At 74.4% G+C, this 23735-nt stretch carries 13 protein-coding genes; 5 read left to right on the plus strand and 8 right to left on the minus strand.

The window, feature by feature from the left end:
• Positions 1 to 40: 40 nt before the first annotated feature.
• The 8 genes from ACH436_RS11170 to ACH436_RS11205 are packed head-to-tail and all read right to left on the minus strand — an operon-like array spanning position 41 to position 11772.
• Positions 41 to 2140 carry an FAD/NAD(P)-binding protein gene (locus tag ACH436_RS11170; RefSeq protein ID WP_430560249.1) on the minus strand — a complete coding sequence of 700 codons (2100 nt, stop codon included), beginning with the start codon at positions 2138 to 2140 and terminating at the stop codon, positions 41 to 43.
• Positions 2137 to 4239 carry a hydantoinase B/oxoprolinase family protein gene (locus ACH436_RS11175; protein WP_430560250.1) on the minus strand — a complete coding sequence of 701 codons (2103 nt, stop codon included), beginning with the start codon at positions 4237 to 4239 and terminating at the stop codon, positions 2137 to 2139. Before ACH436_RS11175 ends, ACH436_RS11170 begins: the two co-directional genes overlap by 4 nt.
• A 3-nt stretch (positions 4240 to 4242) precedes the next feature.
• Positions 4243 to 6384 carry a hydantoinase/oxoprolinase family protein gene (locus ACH436_RS11180; protein ID WP_430560251.1) on the minus strand — a complete coding sequence of 714 codons (2142 nt, stop codon included), beginning with the start codon at positions 6382 to 6384 and terminating at the stop codon, positions 4243 to 4245.
• Between the two features lie 3 nt (positions 6385 to 6387).
• Complete coding sequence (locus ACH436_RS11185) at positions 6388 to 7209, minus strand: ABC transporter permease (protein WP_430560252.1); 822 nt, start codon at positions 7207 to 7209, stop codon at positions 6388 to 6390.
• Positions 7202 to 8128 carry an ABC transporter permease gene (locus tag ACH436_RS11190; RefSeq protein WP_430560253.1) on the minus strand — a complete coding sequence of 309 codons (927 nt, stop codon included), beginning with the start codon at positions 8126 to 8128 and terminating at the stop codon, positions 7202 to 7204. The genes ACH436_RS11185 and ACH436_RS11190 overlap by 8 nt, the downstream gene beginning before the upstream one ends.
• Position 8129: 1 nt before the next feature.
• A complete protein-coding gene (locus ACH436_RS11195) occupies positions 8130 to 9194 on the minus strand; it encodes an ABC transporter ATP-binding protein (RefSeq protein ID WP_430560254.1) in 1065 nt (354 codons plus the stop codon).
• A complete protein-coding gene (locus ACH436_RS11200) occupies positions 9194 to 10321 on the minus strand; it encodes a PotD/PotF family extracellular solute-binding protein (RefSeq protein ID WP_430560255.1) in 1128 nt (375 codons plus the stop codon). The genes ACH436_RS11195 and ACH436_RS11200 overlap by 1 nt, the downstream gene beginning before the upstream one ends.
• The gene (locus ACH436_RS11205; RefSeq protein WP_430560256.1) at positions 10318 to 11772 is read right to left on the minus strand and encodes an amidase; all 1455 of its coding nucleotides are present in this window, start codon (positions 11770 to 11772) and stop codon (positions 10318 to 10320) included. Before ACH436_RS11205 ends, ACH436_RS11200 begins: the two co-directional genes overlap by 4 nt.
• 211 nt (positions 11773 to 11983) lie before the next feature.
• Here ACH436_RS11205 and ACH436_RS11210 point away from each other — a divergent pair, with 211 nt between their 5' ends.
• From ACH436_RS11210 to mmsB, 5 genes are all read left to right on the plus strand, one after another.
• Entirely contained in the window at positions 11984 to 13378 is a 1395-nt protein-coding gene (locus tag ACH436_RS11210) for an aminotransferase class I/II-fold pyridoxal phosphate-dependent enzyme (protein ID WP_430560257.1), read from the plus strand.
• 140 nt (positions 13379 to 13518) lie between these two features.
• Positions 13519 to 19350, plus strand: a complete 5832-nt coding sequence (pulA, locus tag ACH436_RS11215; protein WP_430560258.1) for a pullulanase-type alpha-1,6-glucosidase — start codon at positions 13519 to 13521, stop codon at positions 19348 to 19350.
• Positions 19351 to 19658: 308 nt separating this feature from the next.
• Positions 19659 to 20819 carry a multiple monosaccharide ABC transporter substrate-binding protein gene (gene chvE / locus ACH436_RS11220; protein WP_430560259.1) on the plus strand — a complete coding sequence of 387 codons (1161 nt, stop codon included), beginning with the start codon at positions 19659 to 19661 and terminating at the stop codon, positions 20817 to 20819.
• Positions 20820 to 20960: 141 nt separating this feature from the next.
• Positions 20961 to 22520, plus strand: coding sequence for a multiple monosaccharide ABC transporter ATP-binding protein (gene mmsA / locus ACH436_RS11225; RefSeq protein ID WP_430560260.1), 1560 nt, complete (start codon positions 20961 to 20963; stop codon positions 22518 to 22520).
• Entirely contained in the window at positions 22517 to 23695 is a 1179-nt protein-coding gene (gene mmsB, locus ACH436_RS11230; RefSeq protein ID WP_430560261.1) for a multiple monosaccharide ABC transporter permease, read from the plus strand. Before mmsA ends, mmsB begins: the two co-directional genes overlap by 4 nt.
• Positions 23696 to 23735: the final 40 nt, after the last annotated feature.

Raw genomic sequence — 23735 nt, forward strand, 5'->3', positions numbered from 1 at the left:
ACGGGGCCGTGGCGGCAGCGGTGGCAGTGCCAGGCGGCCGTCAGGCGGCGTCGTCGGCGGCGCCCGGCACGGCGTCGCGCAGGATGCGCGCGGCGGCGACGTCCGCCCCCGCGAGCAGCGGGGAGGGTACGCCGGGAGCGGCGCCGATCGCCGAGCCGCGCTGCACCGCCTCGGCGGGGATGCCGAGCACGACCACGCGGTCGTCCGGGGTGCCCGCGGCGTCGACGAGGGCGAACCCGTCGCGCGTCACGTCGAGGCTGTCGGACGGCACGGTCGTGCCCTCCGCGGTGGGCAGCGGGTGCCGGCGGGCGCGGCCGGTGTCGAGCAGGGCGCGCAGCAGCGGGTCGTCGGTCGGGCCGACGGCGCCGCGGGACATCCGGGTCTCGACGAAGGCCCGGGCCCGCACCGGCCCCCGCACGCGGCTGCGCGCGACGAACGCGTCGCCGTCGAGGTCGACCCGCGTGCCCTCGCCCAGCAGCTCGACGACGCCGGCGCGCACCAGGGCGAGCAGCTGTGCGGTGCGCCGGGGCGGCGGCCCGGAGGCCAGCGCGAGGCCGAGGGGGGTCAGGAGGCCCTCTCCGGTGGTCTGCCACGACGCGCCGTCCACGACGCCGGCGCGCACCAGGCGCGCCACCTCGCCGCGCAGGGTCTCCATGGCCTGGTTCACCCGGGCGCGGGGCGAGCGGTCGGGGGAGGCGACCGACTCCTGCTCCTCGCGCACCCAGTGCTCCACCCAGGCCGGCCACGCGGCAGGGTCGACGAGCGGCGGCCGGTCGGCCCGCGCGGGGTCCAGCGCGTCGGCGCGGCGGCTCACGAGCCCGGCCCCCGCCGCCACGGGGTCGTCGGCCGCGGCGAGGCGTGCGACCAGGTCGGGGGCCGACAGCGGCCCGCGCAGCGTCCACGGACGGTGCTCGGCGAGCGCGGTGAGGTGGGCCACGACCAGCTCGGCGGACACGAGCGGCCAGACGTCGCGGGCGAGGTCCAGCACCGGGCGCCCGCCCGCGCGGGCACGCAGGGCGTCGAAGCGGTCCCGCGTGGCGAGGTGCGCCCGGTACGGGGTGGGCACCCCGTCGGGCAGGACGCCCTTGCCCCGGTAGGGCAGGCCGCGTCGGGACCCGGCGAGCAGCCGCGGCTCGGCGCCGGACGGCACGTAGACCAGGGCGTCGCCCGCGTGCGGGCCGTCGGCCCCGCCGTCGTCGCACGGCCGCCCGGCGGGGTCGTCGGCCGCGCGGGTGGCGGCGTGCACGAAGCGGCCACCGCGCCCCACGGTGAGGACGGCGAGCACGTCGTAGAAGTTGGCGCCGAGCCCCGCCACGAGCACGTCCTCGCCCGCCGGTACGGCGTCCCAGTCGCGCTCGGCGGGCATCCCGGGCTCCACGTAGACGAGCCGGCCGGCGGCGCCCGGCCCCGCGGCCTCGACGAACCGGCGCGTGCGGTCGGAGCGGCGTGCCTGCACCATGCCCTGGGCCAGGACCACGACGGGCGCCTCCAGGACAGCCGGGTCCTCCGGCTCGCTCGGCGTGGGGGCCAGCACGACCTGGCGCACGCCAGGTCGCGGGGTGCGCAGGTCGATCACCTCGCCGTGCACGGGCACCATCTCGAGCGCCCCGCGCCGCGCGGCCTCGGCGAGCTGGTCGGCGTAGTAGGCGCCCTGCAGGCGTCGCGAGGGGTACGAGACCGGCCCCAGACGCCGCGCCTCGTCGCGGGCCCACGCCGCGCGCGGACCGGTGGCGGCGCCGGCACCGGCACTCTCGGCGTCGCCGTCGCCCGCGTCGTCGCCGTGCGCCCACGCCACGAGGTCCGGGCCCGCGACGACCGGACCGGTCATGGGGGTCGAGTCGTCCGCGTGCACCGTGGTGCGGGCGGCCCAGGTGTTGTTCAGCAGCAGCGGAGACTGGTCGGTGCGCCAGGTCGCCCCGGCACCGACCTCCACCCGGTCCACGAGTGCCACGCGCAGCACCGGCAGCGCCGGGTCGGGCGCCGCACCCCAGGGAGCGCCGGGACGGCGGCGGGCGGCGAGCCGGGCCACGACGGCGACCGCGCGGGGCCCGCCGCCCACGACGACCGCGTCGAACCGGGCCACGGGAGCCGGGGCGGCGGCAGGCGCGGTCCCCGCGAGGACCACGGGCTGCCCGGTCACGCCGGTCCGGCCCCGGCGCCGACCTCCGCCTCGACCGCTGCACCGGCCTGCGCGTCGACCACGGCGTCGACCGCCGCGGCGAACTCCCTCGCGGCCGCTCCGAGGGCGTCCGGGGCCGCGGCCTCGCCGGGGAACCGGTCGGGCAGGCCGGCGAGGACGCCGGACAGCAGCTCGCGCCGCCGGGCGGCGCGCACCGTCGTCGGCAGGGTGCGCAGGTGGGCGTCGAGGCGGTCGGCGAGCGCGGGCGGGAAGACCCGCTCCCAGCGCTCCCGCTCCGGCCCGAGGCCGTGCCCGGCCGCCGTGGTCCCGGGCGCGTCCGGCCCCGCGCCCGTCCGCCGTCCGGCGCGTTCGGCGGCCGTGGCGGCCTCGTCGAGGGCCCCGGCGCGCAGCACCACGCCGTACGCCTCGCGGGCGTGCTCGACGGTGACCAGCCCGGCCCCGACGTCGGCGAGCACGGCCGCCGGGTCGCGCTCCAGGGGATCGCCGTAGCCGCCGGCGCCGGACGTGCGGAGCACGACGCGGTCGCCGGCGCGCAGCGGGTGCACGTCGACCACGGACAGGCGCTGCTGCCCGGGCCGTCCCTCGTTGACGACGAGCTCGGTCGGGGCGCCCGGCAGGCCGCCCGCGAAGCCCCAGGGCCGGAAGCGCAGTCGCTCGAGGCCGCGGGCCAGCAGGCCGCCGTCGGTGAGGGCCTCGAACTCGAGCTCGAGCCCGCTGCCGCCGCGCCAGCGCCCCGCGCCGCCGGAGTCCGGCCGCAGCGCGTACCGCAGCACCCGCACCGACACGTTCGCCTCGACGGTCTCGACGGGGTTGTTCGACAGGTTGGAGATGCCGGAGTCGCGGCCGTCCGCCCCGTCCGCGCCGTGCCGCGCCCCGGTGCCGCCGACCATCGGCTCGACGACGTCGACGCGCGAGCCGTCCGCCGCCGCGAAGACCACGGGCACGACCAGGCCGCTCGACGCGGCGGGCAGCACCTCGGGCGCGGCCTGGATCAGCGCCCCGGACACCACGTCGTTGACGCGCGACGTCGTGGCGTGGCGCACGCCGGTCGCGGCCGTGCCCGTGGCGTTGAGCAGCGTGCCCGCGGGCGCGGTGAAGCCGATGACGTCCATGAGGCCGCCGTTGAGCGGGACGGCCGGGTCGAGCGTGCCGACCAGCGCGAACAGGCGCGTCACGACCCAGGAGTGCGCGCGCCCGAACGTCACCATGTTGAGCGCGGCCTCGACCTGCGGGTCGGTGCCCGTGAGGTCGAGGTGCACCGTGCCGTCGGCGACGGTGGCCGTGACGACCACGCGCAGCGGCACCTCGCTCACCCCGTCGTTGTCGAGGTAGTCCTCGAAGCGGTAGGTGCCGTCGGCCAGGGCGCGCAGGGCGGTGCTGGCGCGGGCGGCGCTCTGCTCGCGGGCGAACGCGCCGACGTCGGCGACCCCGGCCGGGCCGAGCTCGGCGGTGAGCTCGCCGACGCGCCGGCGGCCCGTGTCCAGGGCGGCGAGCATGGCGTGCAGGTCGCCGCGGTTGGCGTCCGGCGTGCGGGTGTTGGCCGCGAGGATGGCCTCGACCTCGGGCACCACGGTCCCGGCCCGCACGTACCGCACGGGCGGGACCCGCAGGCCCTCGGCGAAGACGGAGTCGTTGACGACGCTCACCGACGACGGCACGCGCCCGCCCACGTCCGACACGTGCACGAAGGCCCAGCCGTACCCGACCAGCTCGTCGCCGTCGAAGTACGGCGCGATCGCGTGCACGTCGGGCAGGTGGGTCGACAGGCCGCCCGAGAGGTACGGGTCGTTGGTAAGGACGACGTCGCCGGGGCCGAGGGGCCCGTGGGCGGTCGCGGCCTCGATCGCGGGCGTGAGGTCGAGCCCCACGAAGCCGGAGACCCCGACGTCCTGCGGGTAGGCGACGAAGCGGCCGGACAGGTCGGCGACCGCGCACGCGAAGTCCGCGGCGTCGCGCACGTACAGGCTGCGGCTCGCGCGCCGCAGCGTCAGGCACATCTCCTCGACGGCGGCCTGCAGCCGCGTGTGCGCGACGTCCTTGGCGACCGTCGTGAGCCCCGTCGCTGCCGCGCCTGCCGTCCCCGGCCCTGTCGTCGCCACGCCTCAGTCCTCCTGCTCGGAGCGGTCCCGCACGAGGTGCAGGTTCCCGCCGTCGTCGCTCGTCGCCGTCCAGCCGGCGGGCACGAGCACGGTCGTGTCGGGCTTCTCGACGACCGCCGGGCCCGTGACGGCGGCCTCGCCGCCGCCCGGCGCGAGCGCCCAGACGCCCGCCGCGCGCGACGTGCCGTCGTAGCGGACGTCCCGCGCGCCGGTCTTGACGAAGCCCGTGCCGCCGCGGCCCGTGCGGACCTCGCCCAGGCGCACGGTGACGCTGGCGCGGACGGTCTCGGCCCGGACGCTCGCCGACGGGTCGACGAAGCCGTGCACGCGGTCGTGCTGCGCGGCGAAGCGGTCCAGGGCCACGCGGGTGTCGAGCCGCAGCGGCTGCGTGCCGGCCTCGGTGGTGGAGCGCTCGGCGAGCACCACCTCGAGCGTCGTCGGCTGGCCCGCGTACCGCAGGTCGGCGCTCACGGTCACGGTGCCCACGGCGTCGACGTCCTGCGTGCGCAGCCAGCCGAGGACCTCGTCCTCCAGGTCGGCGCACGCCGCGGTCAGCGGGTCGAGCCCGTCGTCGGCCACGACGGTGCGCACGGTGCGCGCGACGTCGCGCCGCACGGGGGCGATGGCGGCGCCCAGGGCGCAGAACGTGCCCGCCGCCGCGGGCACGAGGACCCGGGAGACCCCGACCTCGTCGGCGAGCAGGGCCGCGTGGGTGCCGCCGGCGCCCCCGAAGGCGACGAAGGTATAGCGCTCGGGCACCTCGCCGTGGGCGGCCAGGACGGTGCGCAGCCGCGCGGCCATGCCGGCCGAGGCGACCTGGAAGGCGGCGTCGGCGACGCCGTCCGCCCGCGCGCCGGGGCCGGGCGGCAGGTCGTCGCCCTCGGCCCGGGCGTCCTGGGCCACGCGCGCCAGCGCCTCGGTCGCGAGGTCGCCGCGCAGCGGGAACGCGCCGCCCAGGAACGTCGCCGGGTCGATGATGCCGGCGTGCACGTACGCGTCGGTGAGGGCGGGCTGCGTGCCGCCCGCGTCGTAGGCGGCCGGCCCGGGGACGGCGCCGACGCTGGTGGGCCCGACGCGCAGCACCGGCCGGGAGCCCGACCGGTCGCCCCACACGACGGAGCCGCCGCCGGCCCCGATCGCGGACACCTCGACGACGGGCGTCATCAGGGGGTGCGGCCCGACGGTCGCGGTCGTGGTGAGCACGGGCGTGCCGCCGCGCAGCACGCCGATGTCGCTGCTGGTGCCGCCCATGTCCACCGTCACCATGTCGGTGCCGGGCCACGCGGTCGCGGCCGCGGACACGCCCCCGGCGGGCCCGGACAGGACGGTCTGCACGGGCCGTCGGATCGCCGAGTCGATCGACACCGACCCGCCGTTCGACGTCGTGATGTAGACGCGCGCGTCGACGCCCAGGCGGCGCAGGCGCTCGCGCAGCGCGGTGAAGTAGCCCGTCATGAGCGGGGTGATCTGCGCGTCCAGGAGGGCGAGCGTCGTGCGCTCGTACTCGCCGGCCTCCGGCCAGACCGCGGCCGCGGACGTCACCGGCACGCCGAGAGCGGCGGCGAGCCGGTCGGCGAGGTGCTGCTCCGCCTCGCGGGCGGCGTACCCGCCCAGGAGGCTCACGGCCACGACCTGGGGGTCGACGGCCCGCAGGCGCCCGACCAGGCGGTCCAGCTCCGTGTCGTCGGCCGCGGCACCGCCCACGGCGCGGCCGTCGGCCGCGAAGCGGTGCGCAACCTCGAGCACGTGCTCGCGGGGGACGATCGGACGGGCGGGGACGGCGTGCAGGTCGAACGACCGCGGCATGCGGGCGCGGGCGATCTGCAGCACGTCGCGGTGGCCCTCGCTCGTGACGAGGGCCGCCCGCGCGACACGTCCCTGGAGGATCGCGTTGAGGCCGATGGTCGTGCCGTGGGCGACGGAGACGACGTCGGCGACGTCGACCCCGCGGTCCAGGAGCTGCGCGAGCCCGGTCTCGACGCCCTCGGACGGGTCGTGCGGCGTGCTCGGCACCTTGTGGGTGACCGCGTCGGCGAGCGACCAGGTCGCGCCGTCGCCGGGGACGGCGACCAGGTCGGTGAACGTGCCGCCGACGTCGATGCCGATGCGCCAGCGGCGCGCTGCGGGTGCTGCGGGTCGATCCATGGTCTACAGGAACCTCGAGACGTGGACGGTGCGGTCGAGCACGGCGATGGTCACGACGCTCACGAGGAGCAGGAGCGTCGAGACGGCCGCGACGGTGGGTTCGAGCTGGACCTGCACCGCGGAGTAGATGCGCACGGGGACGGTGGCCTCGCCCGCGCCCGCGACGAGGACCGACACCGCGACCTCGCCGAGCGAGATGACGGCGCCGAGGAACGCCCCGGCGACGATGCCCGGCCGCAGGAGCGGGACGGTGACGGTGAGGAAGGTGCGCAGGGGCGTCGCGCCGAGGGAGCGCGCGGCGCGCGGCAGCGCGGGGTCGAGCGCGGCGGCGCTCACCGCGACCACCCGCACGCAGAACGGGAATGTCACGACGAGGTGCGCGAGCCACAGGCCGGTCGCCGAGCCCACCATGCCGGTGCGCTGGAGCTGGTAGAGGAGGGCGAGGCCGACCATGACGCCGGGCACCGCCATCGGCGACAGGAACAGCAGCCCGAGCGCGCGGCGTCCGGGGAAGGTGCCGGCGCCGACGGCGTAGCCGCCGAGCGTGCCGAGCACCACGACCACCGGCACGACCAGCAGCACCAGCGTCAGCGAGTAGCCGAGCGAGTCGAGCCACTGGGTGGAGCCGAACACCTCGGCGTACCAGCGCAGCGAGAGGCCGGACGGCGGGAACCGGAAGTTGTTCGCGGTGTTGAAGGAGCTCAGCGCGACGACCGCCAGCGGCAGCAGGAGGAACGCGCACACCAGGACGACGGGCACGAGGCCCAGGGCACGACGGGTGCGGGCGCCGCGGCCGGCGGCGCGGGGGAGACGGTGGTCAGCCACGACGGCCCCTCTCGGCGAGGCGGCCGAGGAGGCCGACGATCCCGCAGACGACGAGCGTCACCGCCAGCAGCACGAAGCTGAGGGCGGCGGCGCGGGGCTGGTCGAACGCCACCATCGCCTCGGTCTGGATGCGCAGGCCGGCGAGCGACTGGTTCGCCCCGCCCACCATGAGGGGCGTGACGTAGACGCCCATGCTCAGCGAGAACACGATGACGGTGGCCGCCACGACGCCCGGGGTGGCGAGCGGCAGCACGACGGACCGGAACGTGCGCAGCCCCGACGCGCCGAGGTCGGCGGAGGCCTGGAGCAGGCGCGGGTCGATGGCGCCGAGCGAGGCGGACAGCGCGAGCACGGCGAACGGCAGCAGCACGTGCACGACGGCGAGGAACACCGTCCACGGCGAGCGCAGCAGCGGCAGCGACTCGTCGATCAGGCCGAGCGACTGGAGCAGCACGTTCACCGGCCCCTCGCCGGCCATGACGACCCGCCAGCCGAAGGACCGCACGACCTCGCTGGTCAGCAGCGGGGAGAGCGTGACGACGAAGACGATGCTCTTGCCGACGGGCGACGTCGAGCGCGCCAGGTACCAGGCGACGGGGAACGCGAGGACGAGGCACGCGACGCTCACCCGGACGGCGAGCCACAGGCTCTCCACGACCGAGCCCCACAGGTAGGGCGTCGCGAACACCTCGGCGTACTGCGCGCCGGTGATGCCGGGCAGCACGTTGTTCATCGCGTCCGTCGGCCGCAGGCTCAGCACGAGCAGCCCGGCGAGCGGCACCAGGAACGCGACCACGACGAACAGCGTGGGCACGATCGCGGCGACGTGGCCGCGCAGGTCGCGCGGACGGCGGGTGCGGCGCGTCCCGGCCGCGCGGGGCGGCACGGCGATCGGGGCGGGGGCGGGGGCGGACGTCACGTCAGGCCGCCCCGAGCGGCAGCAGGGCGTCGTCCGCCCAGGCGACCCCGACGGCCTCGCCCTCGGCGAACCGCCGGGACGCGTCCGCCGGGGAGGCGAGCAGCTCGGTGCCGTCCGCGGTGCGCAGGCGGTACTCGTACCGCTCGCCCGCGAACGCGACCGACCGGACGGTCGCCGCGGCGGCGTCCCCGCCGGGCTCGACGAGCCGCACGTGCTCGGGGCGCAGCGCGACCGTGGAGCCGGCGTCGTCGGGCGCCGGCCGGCCGAGCACCGTGCGCCCGCCGTCGCCGTCGTGCACCGCCAGCAGGTTGGCCGCGCCGACGAAGTCCGCCGCGAAGCGGGTGCGCGGGGCGCGGTACAGCTGCTCGGGGGTGCCGAGCTGCTCGAGGCCGCCGTGCGCGAGCAGCGCGACGCGGTCGGACAGCGCGAGCGCCTCCGCCTGGTCGTGCGTGACGAAGACGGTCGTCGTGCCGACCTCGCGCTGCAGCTCGCGCAGCTCGTGGCGCATCTGGCGCCGCAGCTTGGCGTCGAGGTTGGACAGCGGCTCGTCCAGCAGCAGCACCCGGGGGCGGGTGACCAGCGCGCGGGCGATCGCCACGCGCTGCTGCTGGCCGCCCGAGAGCTGCTGCGGGTAGCGGCCCGCGAACTCCTCGAGGTCGACCAGCCGGAGCGCGTCGGCGACGCGGGCCGCCCGCTCGTCGCGCGGCACGCGCCGCGTGCGCAGCCCGTACTCGAGGTTGCGGCGCACCGTCATGTGCGGGAACAGGGCGTAGCTCTGGAAGACCAGGCCCGTCTCGCGGCGGTTCGGGGCGACGTGCGTGACGTCGTCCCCGTCGATCGCGACCGTCCCCGTGGTCGGCGCGACGAACCCGGCGAGCACGCCGAGCAGGGTCGACTTGCCGCAGCCCGAGGGACCGAGGACGGACACGAACTCGCCCGCCTCGATGGTCAGCTCGTCGAGCTCGAGCACGGGCGGGCCGCCGTACCCGACGCTGAGGCCGCGGATCTCCACGCGGCCCTGCGTCGTCGGGGTGGTGGGGGCCGCCGGGGTCGTCGTCGCCGTCATCAGCCGAAGATCTCCTGCCAGCGCGCCTGCAGGTCGGGCAGCTGCGGGGTGATGGCCTCGTAGTCGACCCACACGAAGTCGTCGTACGCGCCCTTGCCGCTGGTGATCTGCTCGTCGAACTGCTCGGTGTAGGTGTTCTCGTCGTTCGACGCGGCGTACCAGGTGCCCTCGGAGAACACGGGCTGGTGCTCGCTGGAGGCCACGTAGTCGAGGAACGCGTACGCGGCGTCCTCCTGCTCGCTGCCCTCGGTGACGAAGAGCGACGTCAGGGCGCCCACCGAGCCCGAGGCCGGGTAGGCGAAGCCGATGGGCTCGCCCTGGTTCTGCTGCACGAACGCGCGGCCGTCCCAGTGCGCCGCGATCCAGGCGTCGCCGTTCGCGAGCGCGGTCTCGACGCTCGTGCCGTCGGCCGGGAAGGACGAGGCGCAGTCCTTGAGCGTCTCGAGCTGCTCGAACGCGGCGTCGACGTCCGCCGGGTCGGTGATGGAGCCGCCCGCCTCGTTGACGAGGCCCGCGACGAACTCGATGCCCGTGTTGAAGGTCAGCGGCGAGACGGCGACGTGCCCGCAGTACTGCGGGTCGAGCAGGTCGGACCAGTCGGTCGGCGGCTCGTCGACCTTGTCGGTGCGGTACGCGATGCCGGTGGAGCCGACCGTGAGCGGGACGCCGTACTGCGTGCCGTCGACGTTGCTCTGCTCCGCCAGCACCGTGTTGAGCTGGCCGAACTCGGCGATGCGGTCGGTGTCCAGCGGCGCGACGACGCCCGCCGACACGGCGCTCGGGACCACGTTGGGCGTGAACGCGACGACGTCGTAGGCGGGCGTGCCGCCCTTCGTGGACCGCAGGGCGGTCAGCCAGTCCGCGGGCCCGCCGGGCACGAGCTCGACGGTGGCGCCCGTCTCCTCCTCGAACGGGTCGACGAACGCCTTGGTGAACGACTCGCCCCACGAGCCGGCGTAGACGGCGACCTTGAGGGTCTGGCCCGACAGGTCGCCGGACGCGGCGTCGCCGGAGCCCTCGTCGTCCGTGGCGCACGCCGTGAGACCGCCGGTGAGCGCGAGCACGGTCGTCACGGCGAGCGTGCGGGGCAGGGGCCGGGAGGCCCGGCGCGTGGTGCGGTGGGTCATCGCTGTCTCGTTCCTTCGGGTGCGGGGCCAGGTCGTGCCTGGCGGGGCTGGTCGGCCTGGTCGGCGTGGCGGGGCGGGCGACGGCGGTCCCAGGCGTAGTGCCGTTCGAGGACCTGGCCGAGGCGCAGGAGCAGCCCCTCGCCGCCCTGCGGGGCGACGAGCTGGGTGCCGAGCGGCAGGCCGTCGTCGTCCAGGTGCGTGGGCAGCGTCAGGGCGGGGACGCCGATCATGCTCGGGACGGTCGTGAACGCGAGGGTGCGCTCGTACACGACGGCGTCGCGCGTGGGGGCGAGCCGCGTCAGCTCGTCGAGGACGACGCCGGTCGCGGGGACGCGGGTGGCGGTGGTGGGGGTGAGCACGACGTCGACGTCGCCGAGCAGCGCCGCCGTGACGTCGCGCGCCAGGTGGCGGACCTGGACGGCCGCGCGGACGTAGTCGGCGGCGGTGAGGTCGTCCGCCTGCGCCATGACGCGGTGGATGTACGGCTGCAGGCGCTCGGGGTGGTCGAGCGGCACCTGGCGCAGCCACGCGGGGATGACGGCCGACGGGTACAGGTCCATGAGCGCGGCGCCGCCGGCCGGCGCCCGGAGGGCGACGACGTGGTGGCCGGCGGTGCGCAGCACGTCGGCGACGTCCTCGACGGCGGCGACGCACGCGGGATCGACCTCGATGCGCGGGTCGAAGGAGTGCGTGAGCACGCCGACGCGCAGCGGGCCGCGTGCCCGGTCGAGGCCGGTGAGGTCGGGGGCGGCGGCGGGGACCTGCCACGCCAGCGGGTCGGGGGCGGCCAGGTGCCGCACGACGGCGGCCGTGTCGCGCACCGTGCGGGTCACGACGCCCTCCGTCGCGCCGCCCTCCCAGCCCTGCACGCGCTGGGGGAGCACGCCGCGGCCGGGCTTGAGGCCGACGAGCCCGCAGAACGCCGCGGGCACGCGCAGCGAGCCGCCGCCGTCGCTGGCGAGCGCGGCGGGCACGATCCCGGCGGCAACCGCGGCGGCGGACCCGCCGCTGGACCCGCCGGGGGAGCGGGTCAGGTCCCAGGGGTTGTGCGTGACGCCGGAGCGCGGGCTCTCGCACGACGTCGTCATGGCGAGCTCGGGCGTGGCGGCCCGGCCGAGCTGGACGAACCCGGCGGCGAACGCCGCGGCCGGCAGCAGGTCGGTGGTGGTGGCGGGGGTCTCGTCGATCGCGAGCGAGCCGCGGGTCCAGGGCTGGCCGGCGACGGCGAAGGTGTCCTTCACGGTGAGCGGGACCCCGGCGAACGCCGGGAGCGTCGTCCCGGCCGCGCGCGCCCTGTCCACGGCGTCGGCCGCGGCGAGGGTCGCGGCGTCGTCGCGCCACACGAGTGACCGCACGGCCGGGTCCACCGCGTCGGCTCGGGCGATCGCCTGCTCCGCCACGGAGCGCGCGCTCGTCCGGCCGGAGCGGATCCGGTCGGCCGTGTCCACCACAGACATATGTGATGGAAGATTCGTGGTCACGGGGAGACGTTAAACCATGCGGGGGTGGTCGCTCCAAGCCAGCAGGTGGCGCCGTCCGTCTGCTGAGACCGCCGGGGGAGGCGCGACCCGCCGGTGGCCCCGGGCACTGCGGGGCTGATATACATCTGGATGAAAAGCGTCCCGTCGCCACGGGGTGCGCCTTCCCGACCGGCGAGGAGCGATGACGATCACAGGACCCGACCCCCGCGACGCGCCCCCGGCCGAGCCGGCCGAGCTGTTCGCGTCGGTGCGAGGGCTCTCCGGGCCGGCGCTCGCGGAACGGCTCACCGCCTGGATCGAGGAGGGCGTGCTCGCGCCCGGCACGCGCCTGCCCACGATCGAGGAGGTCGCGACGGCCGCGGGGCTCGGCCGGTCGACGGTGGCCGGGATCTGGTCGCTCCTGGTGGACCGGGGCCTCGTGCGCACGCGCCGCCGCGGCGGGACCACCGTCCTGGGCCCGGTCTCCGGACCGGGGTGGCCGCGCGCCGGGGAGCCTCCGGAGTTCACCGGCTGGTCGTCCGTCGACCTGGCGTCCGCCCACCCGACCACGGACCGGCTGCCCGACCTGCTCGACGCCTTCGCCCGGAGCCTGCGCGAGCCGCAGACCAACTCGCTGCACCGCGAGGCGATCACCCCCGCCCTGCTGGAGGCCGTCCGGCACGACTGGCCGTTCGACGCCGCCGAGTGGGTCACCGTCAGCGGCGCGGGCGAGGCGACGCTCCTGACGGCCGAGGCCGCCACCGCCCCCGGTGGGCTGATCGCCGTCCAGGAGCCGGCCGTCTCGGGCACGATCGGCAACCTGCGGTCGGTCGGCTTCGAGGTCGTGGGGGTCGCCAGCGACGCCTCCGGCCCGCTGCCCGACGCGCTCGAGCGCGCGCTGGCGGCCGGGGTCCGCACCTTCGTGTACCAGCCCGGCGGAGAGTTCTCGCTCGCGGGCGGGGTGACGCCCGGGCGTCTCGCGGAGCTCGCCGACGTGCTGCGCGCGCACGCGCCCGACGCGTGGGTCCTCGAGGAGGACGTCCTCGGCCCGCTCGCGCCGGCGCTGCCGCTGAGCCTGGGCGAGCTGCTGCCCGGGCGGGTCGTGCGGGTCACGTCGTTCTGTCGCGCCTTCGGCCTGGACCTGCGCACCACGGTGGTCGGCGGCGCGCGCGACGTCGTGCTCGGGGTGCGGCGGCTGCGCAGCCACGGGATCCTCGCCCAGAGCCGCATCCTGCAGAACGCGCTCGCGCACCTGCTGACGACGCCGAGCGTGGGCGAGCTCGTCGCCGACTCCGCACGGTGGTACGCCGCCAGGGCCGCGGACCTCGAGGCGGCCCTGGCGGTCCACGACGTGCCCACGTCGACCCCGCCGGGCGGTCTCGTCGTCTGGCTGCGTGCCGAGAACGAGGACGAGGCGCTGGCCGAGCTGGGCGCGCGCGGCATCGTCCTGACGCCGTCGTCGCGCACGTTCGTCACGCCGCCCCGCCCGGCCTGGCTGCGGGTGGCGACCCCCCAGCTGCCCGCGAGCCCCGAGCGGGTGGCCGAGCTGGCCGACGTGCTGGCGAGCGCGGCCCGCGGAGCCCTCCTGGCCGGCTGAGCCGCCGCCTCCGCGCCGCCGGCACGGGCGCCGCCGTCCCGTCGTGCCGAGCTTCCGACCTGCCCCGATCGGCCCGTACGTCTTGCTGCATGTTTGCTGCAACGTTACTGTCCGTGTCGTCACACGACGAAGGGGTCTTCATGACGCGCACCTCGCGCCGCACCGCTGCGGCGCTCACCGCCACCTCGTTCGCCGCCGCCTCGGTCCTCGGACTGGGTGGCGCCGCCGCCCTGGTGGCGGCCGCACCCGCCGCCGCGGCGGAGCGCTCGGCCGCCCTCGTGGGCGACCTGCAGTCGGAGCTCGGCTGCGACCAGGACTGGGACCCCGCGTGCGAGGCGACGGAGCTCGCCCCCGCGGGCGACGGCACGTTCGCGGCGGAGTTCGACCTGCCGGCCGGCACCTACGCCTACAAGGTGGCGCTGGACGACGCGTGGGACGAGTCGTACGGCCGGGAGGGCACGGACGAGAACGCGCCGCTCGTGCTCGGCGGCGACGCGCGCGTGCGGGTCACGTACGACGACGCGACGCACCGGGTCGCGCTCACCCCGCTCACGCTGGCGGGCGCCTACGACGAGGCGGCGGACGGCGACCTCGTGCTGCCGCCGGTGCGCCAGGCGGGTTCGGACGAGCGGTTCTACTTCGTCATGACCGACCGGTTCGCGAACGGTGACGCCTCGAACGACACCGGCGGGATCGAGGGCGACCGGCTCGAGCACGGCCTCGACCCGACCGACAAGGGCTTCTACCAGGGCGGGGACATCGCCGGCCTGCGCGAGCGGCTCGACTACATCGAGGGCCTCGGCACCACCGCCATCTGGCTGACGCCGTCGTTCCTCAACCGTCCCGTCCAGGGCACGGGCGACGACGCGAGCGCGGGGTACCACGGGTACTGGATCACCGACTTCACGCGGATCGACCCGCACCTGGGCACCAACGACGAGCTGCGCGCGCTGATCGACGAGGCCCACGCCAAGGGCATCAAGGTCTACTTCGACATCATCACCAACCACACCGCGGACGTCATCGACTACGCGGAGGGCGAGTACGGCTACGTCGACCAGGCCACGTCGCCGTACACGGACGCCGCCGGGAACGTGTTCGACCCGGCGGACGTCGCGGGCAGCGGCGACTTCCCGGAGCTCGACGCCGCGACGTCCTTCCCGTACACGCCGGTGATCGCGCAGGAGGACGCCGAGGTCAAGGTGCCGGCGTGGCTCAACGACCCGACGCTCTACCACAACCGGGGCAACTCGACGTGGACGGGGGAGTCCGTCACCTACGGCGACTTCGACGGCCTCGACGACCTCATGACCGAGGACCCGCGCGTCGTGCAGGGCTTCGTCGACGTCTACTCCGACTGGATCGATCTCGGCATCGACGGCTTCCGCATCGACACGGTCAAGCACGTGAACCCCGAGTTCTGGGAGACGTGGTCGGCCGAGGTCATGGACCACGCGCACGCCCAGGGCAAGGACGACTTCTTCATGTTCGGCGAGGTGTACGACGCCGACGCCGCCAAGACGTCCCCGTACGTGCGCGACACGGACATGAGCTCCGTGCTCGACTTCTCCTTCCAGGCCGCCGCGACCAGCTACGCGAGCGGCAACAGCGCCCGCGGCCTGGCGAGCCTGTTCGCGAGCGACGACCGGTACACGACGCCGACGAAGTCCGCGTCCGCCCTGCCGACGTTCCTCGGCAACCACGACATGGGCCGCGTCGGGTACATGCTCGCCGGCACGGACGCGCCGCTGGCGCGCGACGAGCTGGCGCACGACCTCATGTACCTCACGCGCGGCCAGCCGGTGGTCTACTACGGCGACGAGCAGGGCTTCGCCGGCACCGGCGGCGACAAGGACGCGCGGCAGACGCTGTTCGCCACCCAGGTGGACGAGTACGCCGACCAGCCGCTGGTGACGGGCGAGCAGGCGGGCAGCGTCGACCGGTACGGCACCGACGCCCCGCTGTACACGCACATCGCCGAGCTCGCGGCGCTGCGCGAGGCGCACCCCGCCCTCGCGACCGGAGCGCAGGTGGAGCGGTACGCCGAGAACGGCGCGGGCGTCTACGCCTTCAGCCGCGTGGACCGCGAGGAGAAGGTCGAGCACCTGGTCGCCGTGAACAACGCCTCCGGGGAGAAGAGCGCCACGTTCACGACCCTCACCCCGGGCGCGTCCTACGAGGTGCTGTACGGCGACGGCCAGGCGGTCACCGCCGACGAGGCCGGCGAGGTCACGGTGCGGGTGCCCGCGACGTCGGCCGTCGTGCTGCGCGCGGACCGCACCGTCGGCGCGGACTCCGACGGCACGGTCGAGGTCGCGGTCCCTACGGCGGGCGCCGCCATGACCGGCACGGCCGCCGTCGCGGCCGACGTCGACGACGACGCGTGGGCGGAGACGTCCTTCGCGTGGCGCGAGGTCGGCACGGACGCGTGGCACGCCCTCGGCACGGCCGAGGACACCACGCCCCGCGTCTTCCACGACACCGGTGACCTCGCCGAGGGCACCCTCGTGGAGTACCGCGCGGTGACGCAGGACGCGGACGGCGACCGCGCCGCCTCGTCGACCTTCGCCTCCGTGGGCGTGGACGTCTCCGGCGTGGTCGGCGACACCGAGCCCGAGCCCGAGATCGACCTGGTGACCGTGCCGGGCAGCCACAACAGCGAGATGGGCTGCGCGGGGGACTGGACGCCGGACTGCGAGGGCGCGCGACTCACGGAGCGCCCGGACGGCGTGTGGGAGGGCACCTTCGACCTGCCCGCCGGCGACTACGAGTACAAGGTCGCCGTCAACGGCTCGTGGGCCGTCAACTACGGCGTCGGGGGAGTGCCCGACGGCGGCAACGCCACGTACTCGCACGACGGCGGCACGGTCACGTTCTACTGGGACCCCGTGAGCCACGACTTCTCGTCCACGGCCCAGGGGCCGGTCGTGACGCTGGCCGGGTCGTTCCAGGACCAGGTCGGCTGCCCGGCCGCCTGGTCGCCGGACTGCCTCGCCACGTGGCTCAAGGACCCCGACGGTGACGGCACGTACACCTGGACCACCGACGAGCTGGCCGCCGGGGCCTACGAGGTGAAGGTGGCGCACGGCCTGAGCTGGGCGGAGAACTACGGCGTGGGCGGCAAGCCGGACGGCGCCAACTACTCGTTCAGCGTGGGCGACGGCGAGACGGTGGCCTTCTCCTACGACCTCGCGACGCACGTGCTGACGATCGGCGTCGAGAACCCTCCGCTGCCCGGCACGGGCCAGCAGGCCGCGCACTGGGTGCGGCAGGGACTCGTGCTCGCGCCCGGCGACCTGGGGGCCGGCGACGGCTGGACGTTGTGGACGGCGCCCGAGGGCGGTCTCGACGTCGCCGACGGCGAGGTGCGCGGCGCGGACGGCGGGGACCGTCCCGAGGGTGCCGCCTCGTACGACCTCACCCCGGCGGGCGACGTCCCCGACGACGTCGCACGGGACTTCCCGGCGCTCGCGGGCCACACGGCGCTCGCCCCGGTGGGCGAGGACGGGAAGCCGCTCGACCGCGCGGTGGTCGAGAGGCTCCTCACGGGTCAGCTCCTGGTGACGCGCACGTCGGGCGACGGCCTGACGGCCGCCACCGGCGTGCAGCTCCCGGGCGTCCTCGACGACTTGTACAGCGCGCAGGCGTCAAAGCGTACGTTCGGCGCCGAGGTGCACCCGAACGGCAGGTGGGCGTCGTTCGCGCTGTGGGCCCCGACCGCCAAGGACGTCGACCTGCTGGTGTGGCCCGAGGGCCGCGACCTGGCCGACGACCCGGAGCGCTTCGACGCCGCCCGGCAGCGAGACGGCGCGTGGACGCTCGACGGCAAGCAGGCCGCCAAGAAGCTCCCGTGGGACGGCGCGCGCTACCGCTACGCGGTGCAGGTGTACGTCCCGAGCACCGGGAAGGTGGAGACGAACGTCGTCACCGACCCGTACTCGCACGGACTCACGCTCGACTCGACGCACTCCGTCGTCGTCGATCTCGCCGACAGGCGCTGGCAGCCGAAGGCCTGGCGCCAGGCGCGCCAGCCCGTCGTCGAGCGGGCCGTGGACCAGACGATCTACGAGCTCCACGTGCGCGACTTCTCGATCTCCGACGAGTCGGTCCCCGCGAAGGAGCGCGGCACGTACCTCGCGTTCGCACGGCAGGGCTCGGACGGCATGACGCACCTGCGCGACCTGGCCGACGCGGGCATGACGACGGTGCACCTGCTGCCCACGTTCGACATCGCGACGATCCCCGAGGACCGCGCGGACCAGGCGACCACGGGCGACCTGTCCGGGTTCGCGCCCGACGGGACGGAGCAGCAGGCGGCCGTGGCCCAGGTCGCGGCGAGCGACGGCTTCAACTGGGGCTACGACCCGTACCACTTCTCGGTCCCCGAGGGCTCGTACGCCACCGACCCGGACGGCGGCGCGCGCGTCGCCGAGTTCCGCACGATGGTGGGCTCGCTGCACGACGCGGGCCTGCAGGTGGTGCTCGACCAGGTGTTCAACCACACCGCCGCGAGCGGGCAGGACGCGAAGAGCGTGCTGGACCGGGTCGTGCCCGGGTACTACCAGCGGCTGAACCCGACGACGGGCGCCGTGGAGACCAGCACCTGCTGCCAGAACGTCGCCACCGAGCACGCGATGGCGGGCAAGCTCATGGTCGACTCGGTGGTCACGTGGGCCCGCGACTACAAGGTGGACGGGTTCCGCTTCGACCTCATGGGCCACCACTCGCGGGACAACATGCTGGCCGTGCGCGAGGCCCTCGACGACCTGACCGTCCGCGAGGACGGCGTCGACGGGTCGGCGGTGTACCTCTACGGGGAGGGCTGGAACTTCGGCGAGGTCGCGGACGACGCCCTGTTCACGCAGGCCACGCAGGGGCAGCTCGGTGGCACCGGCATCGGCACGTTCAGCGACCGGCTGCGCGACGCCGTGCACGGCGGGTCGCCGGTGGACGCCGCGTCCCGGTTCACGCAGGGCTTCGGCACCGGGCTCTTCACCGACCCGAACGGTCGCGAGGCGCGCGAGGGCGAGGCCGGCAGCGTCAACGACGGGTCCGCCGACGAACGCGCCGACCTTGGCCACCAGACCGACCTGGTCCGCCTGGGCCTCGCGGGCAACCTGCGGGACTTCGCGTTCCGGGCGTCCGACGACGCCGCGGGCGAGGTCACGAAGGGCGAGGACCTCGACTACCGCGGCGCCCCGGCCGGGTACGCCGACTCGCCGGAGGAGGTCGTCACGTACGTCGACGCGCACGACAACGAGACCCTCTTCGACCTCCTCACGCTCAAGCTGCCGCAGGAGACGGCGATGGACGACCGGGTGCGGATGAACACCGTCTCCCTCGCGACGACCGCGCTCGCCCAGACGCCCTCGTTCTGGCACGCGGGCACCGACCTGCTGCGATCGAAGTCGCTGGACCGCAACTCCTACGACTCCGGCGACTGGTTCAACGCGATCGACTGGTCGGGCAAGGACAACGGGTTCGGACGGGGGCTGCCGCCGGCGGCGGACAACGAGGACGCCTGGCCGGTCATGGCGCCGCTCCTGGCGGACCCGGCGCTCAAGCCCGCGCCGTCGGACATCGCCACGGCGTCCGCCGCCGCGCGCGACCTGCTGGAGCTGCGTTCGTCGACCCGGCTGTTCCGGCTCGGCAGCGCCGAGGCGATCGAGCAGAAGGTCTCGTTCCCCGAGGCCGGGCCCGACGCGGCGCCCGGCGTCGTCGCCATGGTCGTCGACGACACCGTGGGCCGCGACGCGGACCGCCGCCTGGACGGCCTGCTCACCGTGTTCAACGCGTCCCCCGAGCCGGTGACGCTCGAGCTGCGAGAGCTCCGGGGCCGCGACTTCCGGCTCTCGGGCGTGCAGCGCGCGGGCGACGACCCCGTGGTGAAGGGGAGCCGCTGGGACGCCCGCACGGGCACGGTCACGGTGCCCGCGCGGACCGTCGCGGTGCTGGAGGAGCCGCAGCGCTGAGTGCGGGGCGCCGCGCGGTTGTGTTCGACGTGCGAACCAACCGTCGCGGGTGACCTCGGCGCGGGAAGGCCGTGGGGCGGACGCCGCCCCACGGCCTTTTCGCATGTTTCCGCCAGGGTTCCCGGGCTCCGGGGCCGGCCGTGACGGGATCGTTATCGCTTTCCACCCGCCGAGGCTTTGACTTCGGAACTCGAACGCAGCAATCTGTACGCGGACCGGCTCGGCCGTCCGGGGACCTCCCCGGCGTCCGAGCACCGGCGGCGAAGGTCGCTGCCGGGGGACACTCGACGACGAGAAGGAGCGCGAGGATGCGACTCGCCAAGACGATGGGCGCGGTGGCCGCCGGTGCGGCGCTGACGCTGGGACTCGCCGCGTGCGGCGGCTCCGGGGCCGGCGGTGGCGGCGGTGCCGACGGCGCCGCGGGCAACGGCGACGACGACGTGAAGATCGGCGTCGCGATGCCGACCCAGACCTACGAGCGCTGGATCCAGGACGGCAACAACGTCAAGTCGGGCCTGGAGGACCTCGGTTACTCCGTGGACCTGCAGTTCGCCAACGACGACATCCCCACCCAGACCCAGCAGATCGACTCGATGATCACCGAGGGCGTCGACGTCCTCGTCATCGCCTCGATCGACGGCACGGCGCTGACCAGCCAGCTCGACGCGGCCGCCGCGGCGAACATCCCGGTCATCGCGTACGACCGCCTGATCCGTGACAGCGAGAACGTCGACTTCTACACGACGTTCGACAACGAGGCGGTCGGCGTCGCGCAGGCGAACGCCCTGCTCCGCGGCCTCGGCTACCTCGACGCCGACGGCAAGGAGACCGGCGAGAAGGGCCCGTACAACATCGAGCTCTTCGCCGGGTCGCCCGACGACAACAACGCCGGGTTCTTCTTCGACGGCGCGATGTCGGTGCTCCAGCCGCTCATCGACGACGGCACGATCGTCGTCCCGTCCGGCCAGACCGACTTCGGCCAGGTCACGACGCAGCGCTGGGAGCTGGAGACGGCTCAGAAGCGCATGGAGGACCTGCTCACCTCGACGTACCAGGGCGGCGAGGAGCTGGACGGCGTGCTCGCGCCGGCCGACGTGCTCTCCCGCGGCATCATCAACGCGCTCAAGAGCGCGGGCATGGGGCCGACCCTCGAGGACGGCCTGCCCGTCGTCACCGGCCAGGACGCCGAGATCGCCAACATCAAGCTGATCGACGACGGCGTCCAGTCCTCGACGATCTTCAAGGACACGCGCCTCCTCGCCGAGCAGGCCGTCAAGGCCGCGCAGTCCTTCGTGGAGGGCGAGGAGCCCGAGGCGAACGACACCGAGACGTACGACAACGGCGTGAAGGTCGTGCCGTCGTACCTGCTCGAGGTCCAGACGGTGTTCAAGGACGACATCCAGCCCGTGCTGATCGATGCCGGCTACTACACCGCCGACGAGGTCAAGGCCGGTCAGGCGGACGACTGATCCGCAGGTCATGACCCGCACGGGCGGGCCCGCCCGTCGTCGTTCCCTCCCGGGGGCGGACGACGGGCGGGTCCGCCCCCGGGGCCGCCGCGGACGAGTCCGACGGCGGCGCACCCCACCGAAGGAGGGACGAGAGCGCAGATGAGCACGATCCTGGAGATGCGCTCCATCACCAAGGAGTTCCCCGGCGTCAAGGCGCTGTCCGACGTCACGCTGACGGTCGAGCAGGGCGAGATCCACGCCATCTGCGGCGAGAACGGCGCGGGGAAGTCCACGCTCATGAAGGTGCTGTCGGGCGTCTACCCGCACGGCACCTACGACGGCGAGATCATCCTGGACGGGACGCCGGCGGAGTTCGGGTCGATCAACGACTCGGAGGCCCGTGGCGTCGTCATCATCCACCAGGAGCTCGCCCTGGTGCCGTACCTGTCCGTCGCCGAGAACATCTTCCTCGGCAACGAGACCCGGAACCGGTTCGGGATGATCGACTGGAACGCCGCGAACCGCAAGGCCCACGCCCTGCTCGAGCGCGTCGGCCTGGACGAGAACCCGACGACGCCCGTCGGCCAGCTCGGCGTCGGCAAGCAGCAGCTCATCGAGATCGCCAAGGCGCTCTCGAAGGAGGTCAAGCTGCTGATCCTCGACGAGCCGACCGCTGCGCTCAACGACGACGACTCCGAGCACCTGCTCGAGCTGCTGCGCCAGCTCAAGGCGCACGGCATCACGTCGATCATCATCTCCCACAAGCTCAACGAGATCGAGGAGATCGCCGACCGCACGACGATCATCCGCGACGGCCGGACCATCGAGACCCTCGACATGTCCGCGCCGGGCTCCACCCAGGACCGCATCATCCGCGGCATGGTGGGCCGCGACCTCGAGCACCGCTACCCCGAGCGGGCGTCGGTCGTCGGCGACGAGGTGCTGCGCGTCGAGCACTGGAACGTCGACCACCCGACGCAGATCGGCCGGCAGATCATCGTCGACGCCTCGTTCAACGTGCGCGCCGGCGAGGTCGTCGGGATCGCCGGCCTCATGGGTGCCGGGCGCACCGAGCTTGCGATGAGCATCTTCGGCCGCACCTACGGCCGCAACATCCGCGGCGAGATCTACAAGGACGGCAAGCCGATCCAGGTCCGCAACGTGTCCGAGGCGATCGGGCACAACCTCGCGTACGCGACCGAGGACCGCAAGCACTACGGCCTCAACCTCATCGACGACATCCGGCACAACATCTCCGCGGCGGGCCTGCCCAAGCTCGCCCCGCGAGGCTGGGTCAACGGCAACGAGGAGCTCCGGGTCGCCGAGGACTACCGCGGCTCCCTCAACATCAAGACGCCCAACGTCCTCGTCGACGTCGGCAAGCTCTCCGGCGGCAACCAGCAGAAGGTCGTGCTGTCCAAGTGGCTGTACACCGACCCCGACGTGCTCATCCTCGACGAGCCCACCCGAGGGATCGACGTCGGCGCCAAGTTCGAGATCTACACGATCATCAACAAGATGGTCGCGGCGGGGAAGGCGGTCGTCGTCATCTCCTCCGAGCTCCCCGAGCTGCTCGGCATCTGCGACCGCGTGTACACCCTCGCCTTCGGTCGGATCACCGGTGAGCTCCCCGTCGCCGAGGCGACGCAGGAGCGCCTCATGGAGCTCATGACGATCGAGCGCGACCAGCCCCTGCCCACGAAGGAATCCGCCTCATGAACGCCATCGACTCGGTCCGGGACATCCTGACCCGGAACATGCGCCAGAGCGGCATCGTCATCGCCTTCCTGGCGATCGTCGTGCTCTTCGCCGCCCTGAACCCGAACTTCCTCTCGCCGACCAACCTGACGAACATCGTCCTGCAGTACTCCTACATCCTGATCCTCGCGATCGGGATGGTGATGATCATCGTGGCGGGGCAGATCGACCTGTCCGTCGGCTCGGTGGTGGCCCTCACGGGGGCCGTGAGCGCCGTGGTCGTCATCCGCCAGGGCATGCCCTGGTACGTCGGTGTGCTGGCCGCGCTCCTCGTGGGCCTCCTCGTCGGCATCTGGCAGGGCTTCTGGGTCGCCTACGTCGGGATCCCCGGCTTCATCGTGACCCTGGCGGGCATGCTGCTGTTCCGCGGCCTGACGTTCCTCGTGCTGGACAACAAGTCGCTGTCGCCCTTCGGCGGCACCTACTACGACATCGCCAACGGCTTCCTCAACGGGCTGCTCGGCGGCAACGGGTTCGACGTCTTCACGCTGGTGATCTTCGGCATCGCCGTGGTGGGCTTCGCCGTCAGCCAGTGGCGCACGCGCCAGGGCAAGATCGCCTACCAGCAGACGGTCGAGTCCATGCCGCTGTTCGTCACCAAGCTCGTCGTCGTCGCCGCCGTGGTGATGTGGTTCGGCTACCAGCTGTCGATCTCGCGCGGCCTGCCGATCGTGCTCATCATCCTCGCGGTGCTGATCATCGCCTACACGCTGGTCACGCAGAAGTCGGTCTTCGGCCGCCACGTCTACGCGGTCGGCGGCAACCGGCACGCCGCCGAGCTGTCCGGCGTCAAGGTGCGGAAGGTCAACTTCTGGATCTTCGTGAACATGGGCGTCCTGGCCTCGGTGGCCGGTGTCGTCTACTCCTCGCGCATGAACGGCGCCCAGCCGGGCGCCGGCAACATGTTCGAGCTCGACGCCATCGCCGCGTGCTTCATCGGTGGCGCGTCGACCACCGGCGGCGTCGGCCGCGTGGGCGGCGCCATGATCGGTGGTCTGATCATGGCCGTCATGTCCAACGGCATGCAGCTGATGGGCGTGCCGCAGTCGATGCAGCAGGTCGTCAAGGGCCTCGTGCTGCTGCTCGCGGTCGCGTTCGACATCTACAACAAGCGCCGCGCCTCGGTGCTGCGCTGATCCCGGGGGTCCGGCCGGGGCCGGACCATCCTCGCGCCAC

This window comes from Isoptericola sp. NPDC019693 (assembly GCF_044389085.1).
Lineage (GTDB): Bacteria > Actinomycetota > Actinomycetes > Actinomycetales > Cellulomonadaceae > Isoptericola.

Coding starts and splice junctions, on each gene's coding strand:
- ACH436_RS11180 (WP_430560251.1), bottom strand. CDS start 6,384: ATGGATCGACCCGCAGCACCCGCAGCGCGCCGCTGGCGCATCGGCATC.
- ACH436_RS11195 (WP_430560254.1), bottom strand. CDS start 9,194: ATGACGGCGACGACGACCCCGGCGGCCCCCACCACCCCGACGACGCAG.
- ACH436_RS11200 (WP_430560255.1), bottom strand. CDS start 10,321: ATGACCCACCGCACCACGCGCCGGGCCTCCCGGCCCCTGCCCCGCACG.
- ACH436_RS11210 (WP_430560257.1), top strand. CDS start 11,984: ATGACGATCACAGGACCCGACCCCCGCGACGCGCCCCCGGCCGAGCCG.
- pulA (WP_430560258.1), top strand. CDS start 13,519: ATGACGCGCACCTCGCGCCGCACCGCTGCGGCGCTCACCGCCACCTCG.
- chvE (WP_430560259.1), top strand. CDS start 19,659: ATGCGACTCGCCAAGACGATGGGCGCGGTGGCCGCCGGTGCGGCGCTG.
- mmsA (WP_430560260.1), top strand. CDS start 20,961: ATGAGCACGATCCTGGAGATGCGCTCCATCACCAAGGAGTTCCCCGGC.
- mmsB (WP_430560261.1), top strand. CDS start 22,517: ATGAACGCCATCGACTCGGTCCGGGACATCCTGACCCGGAACATGCGC.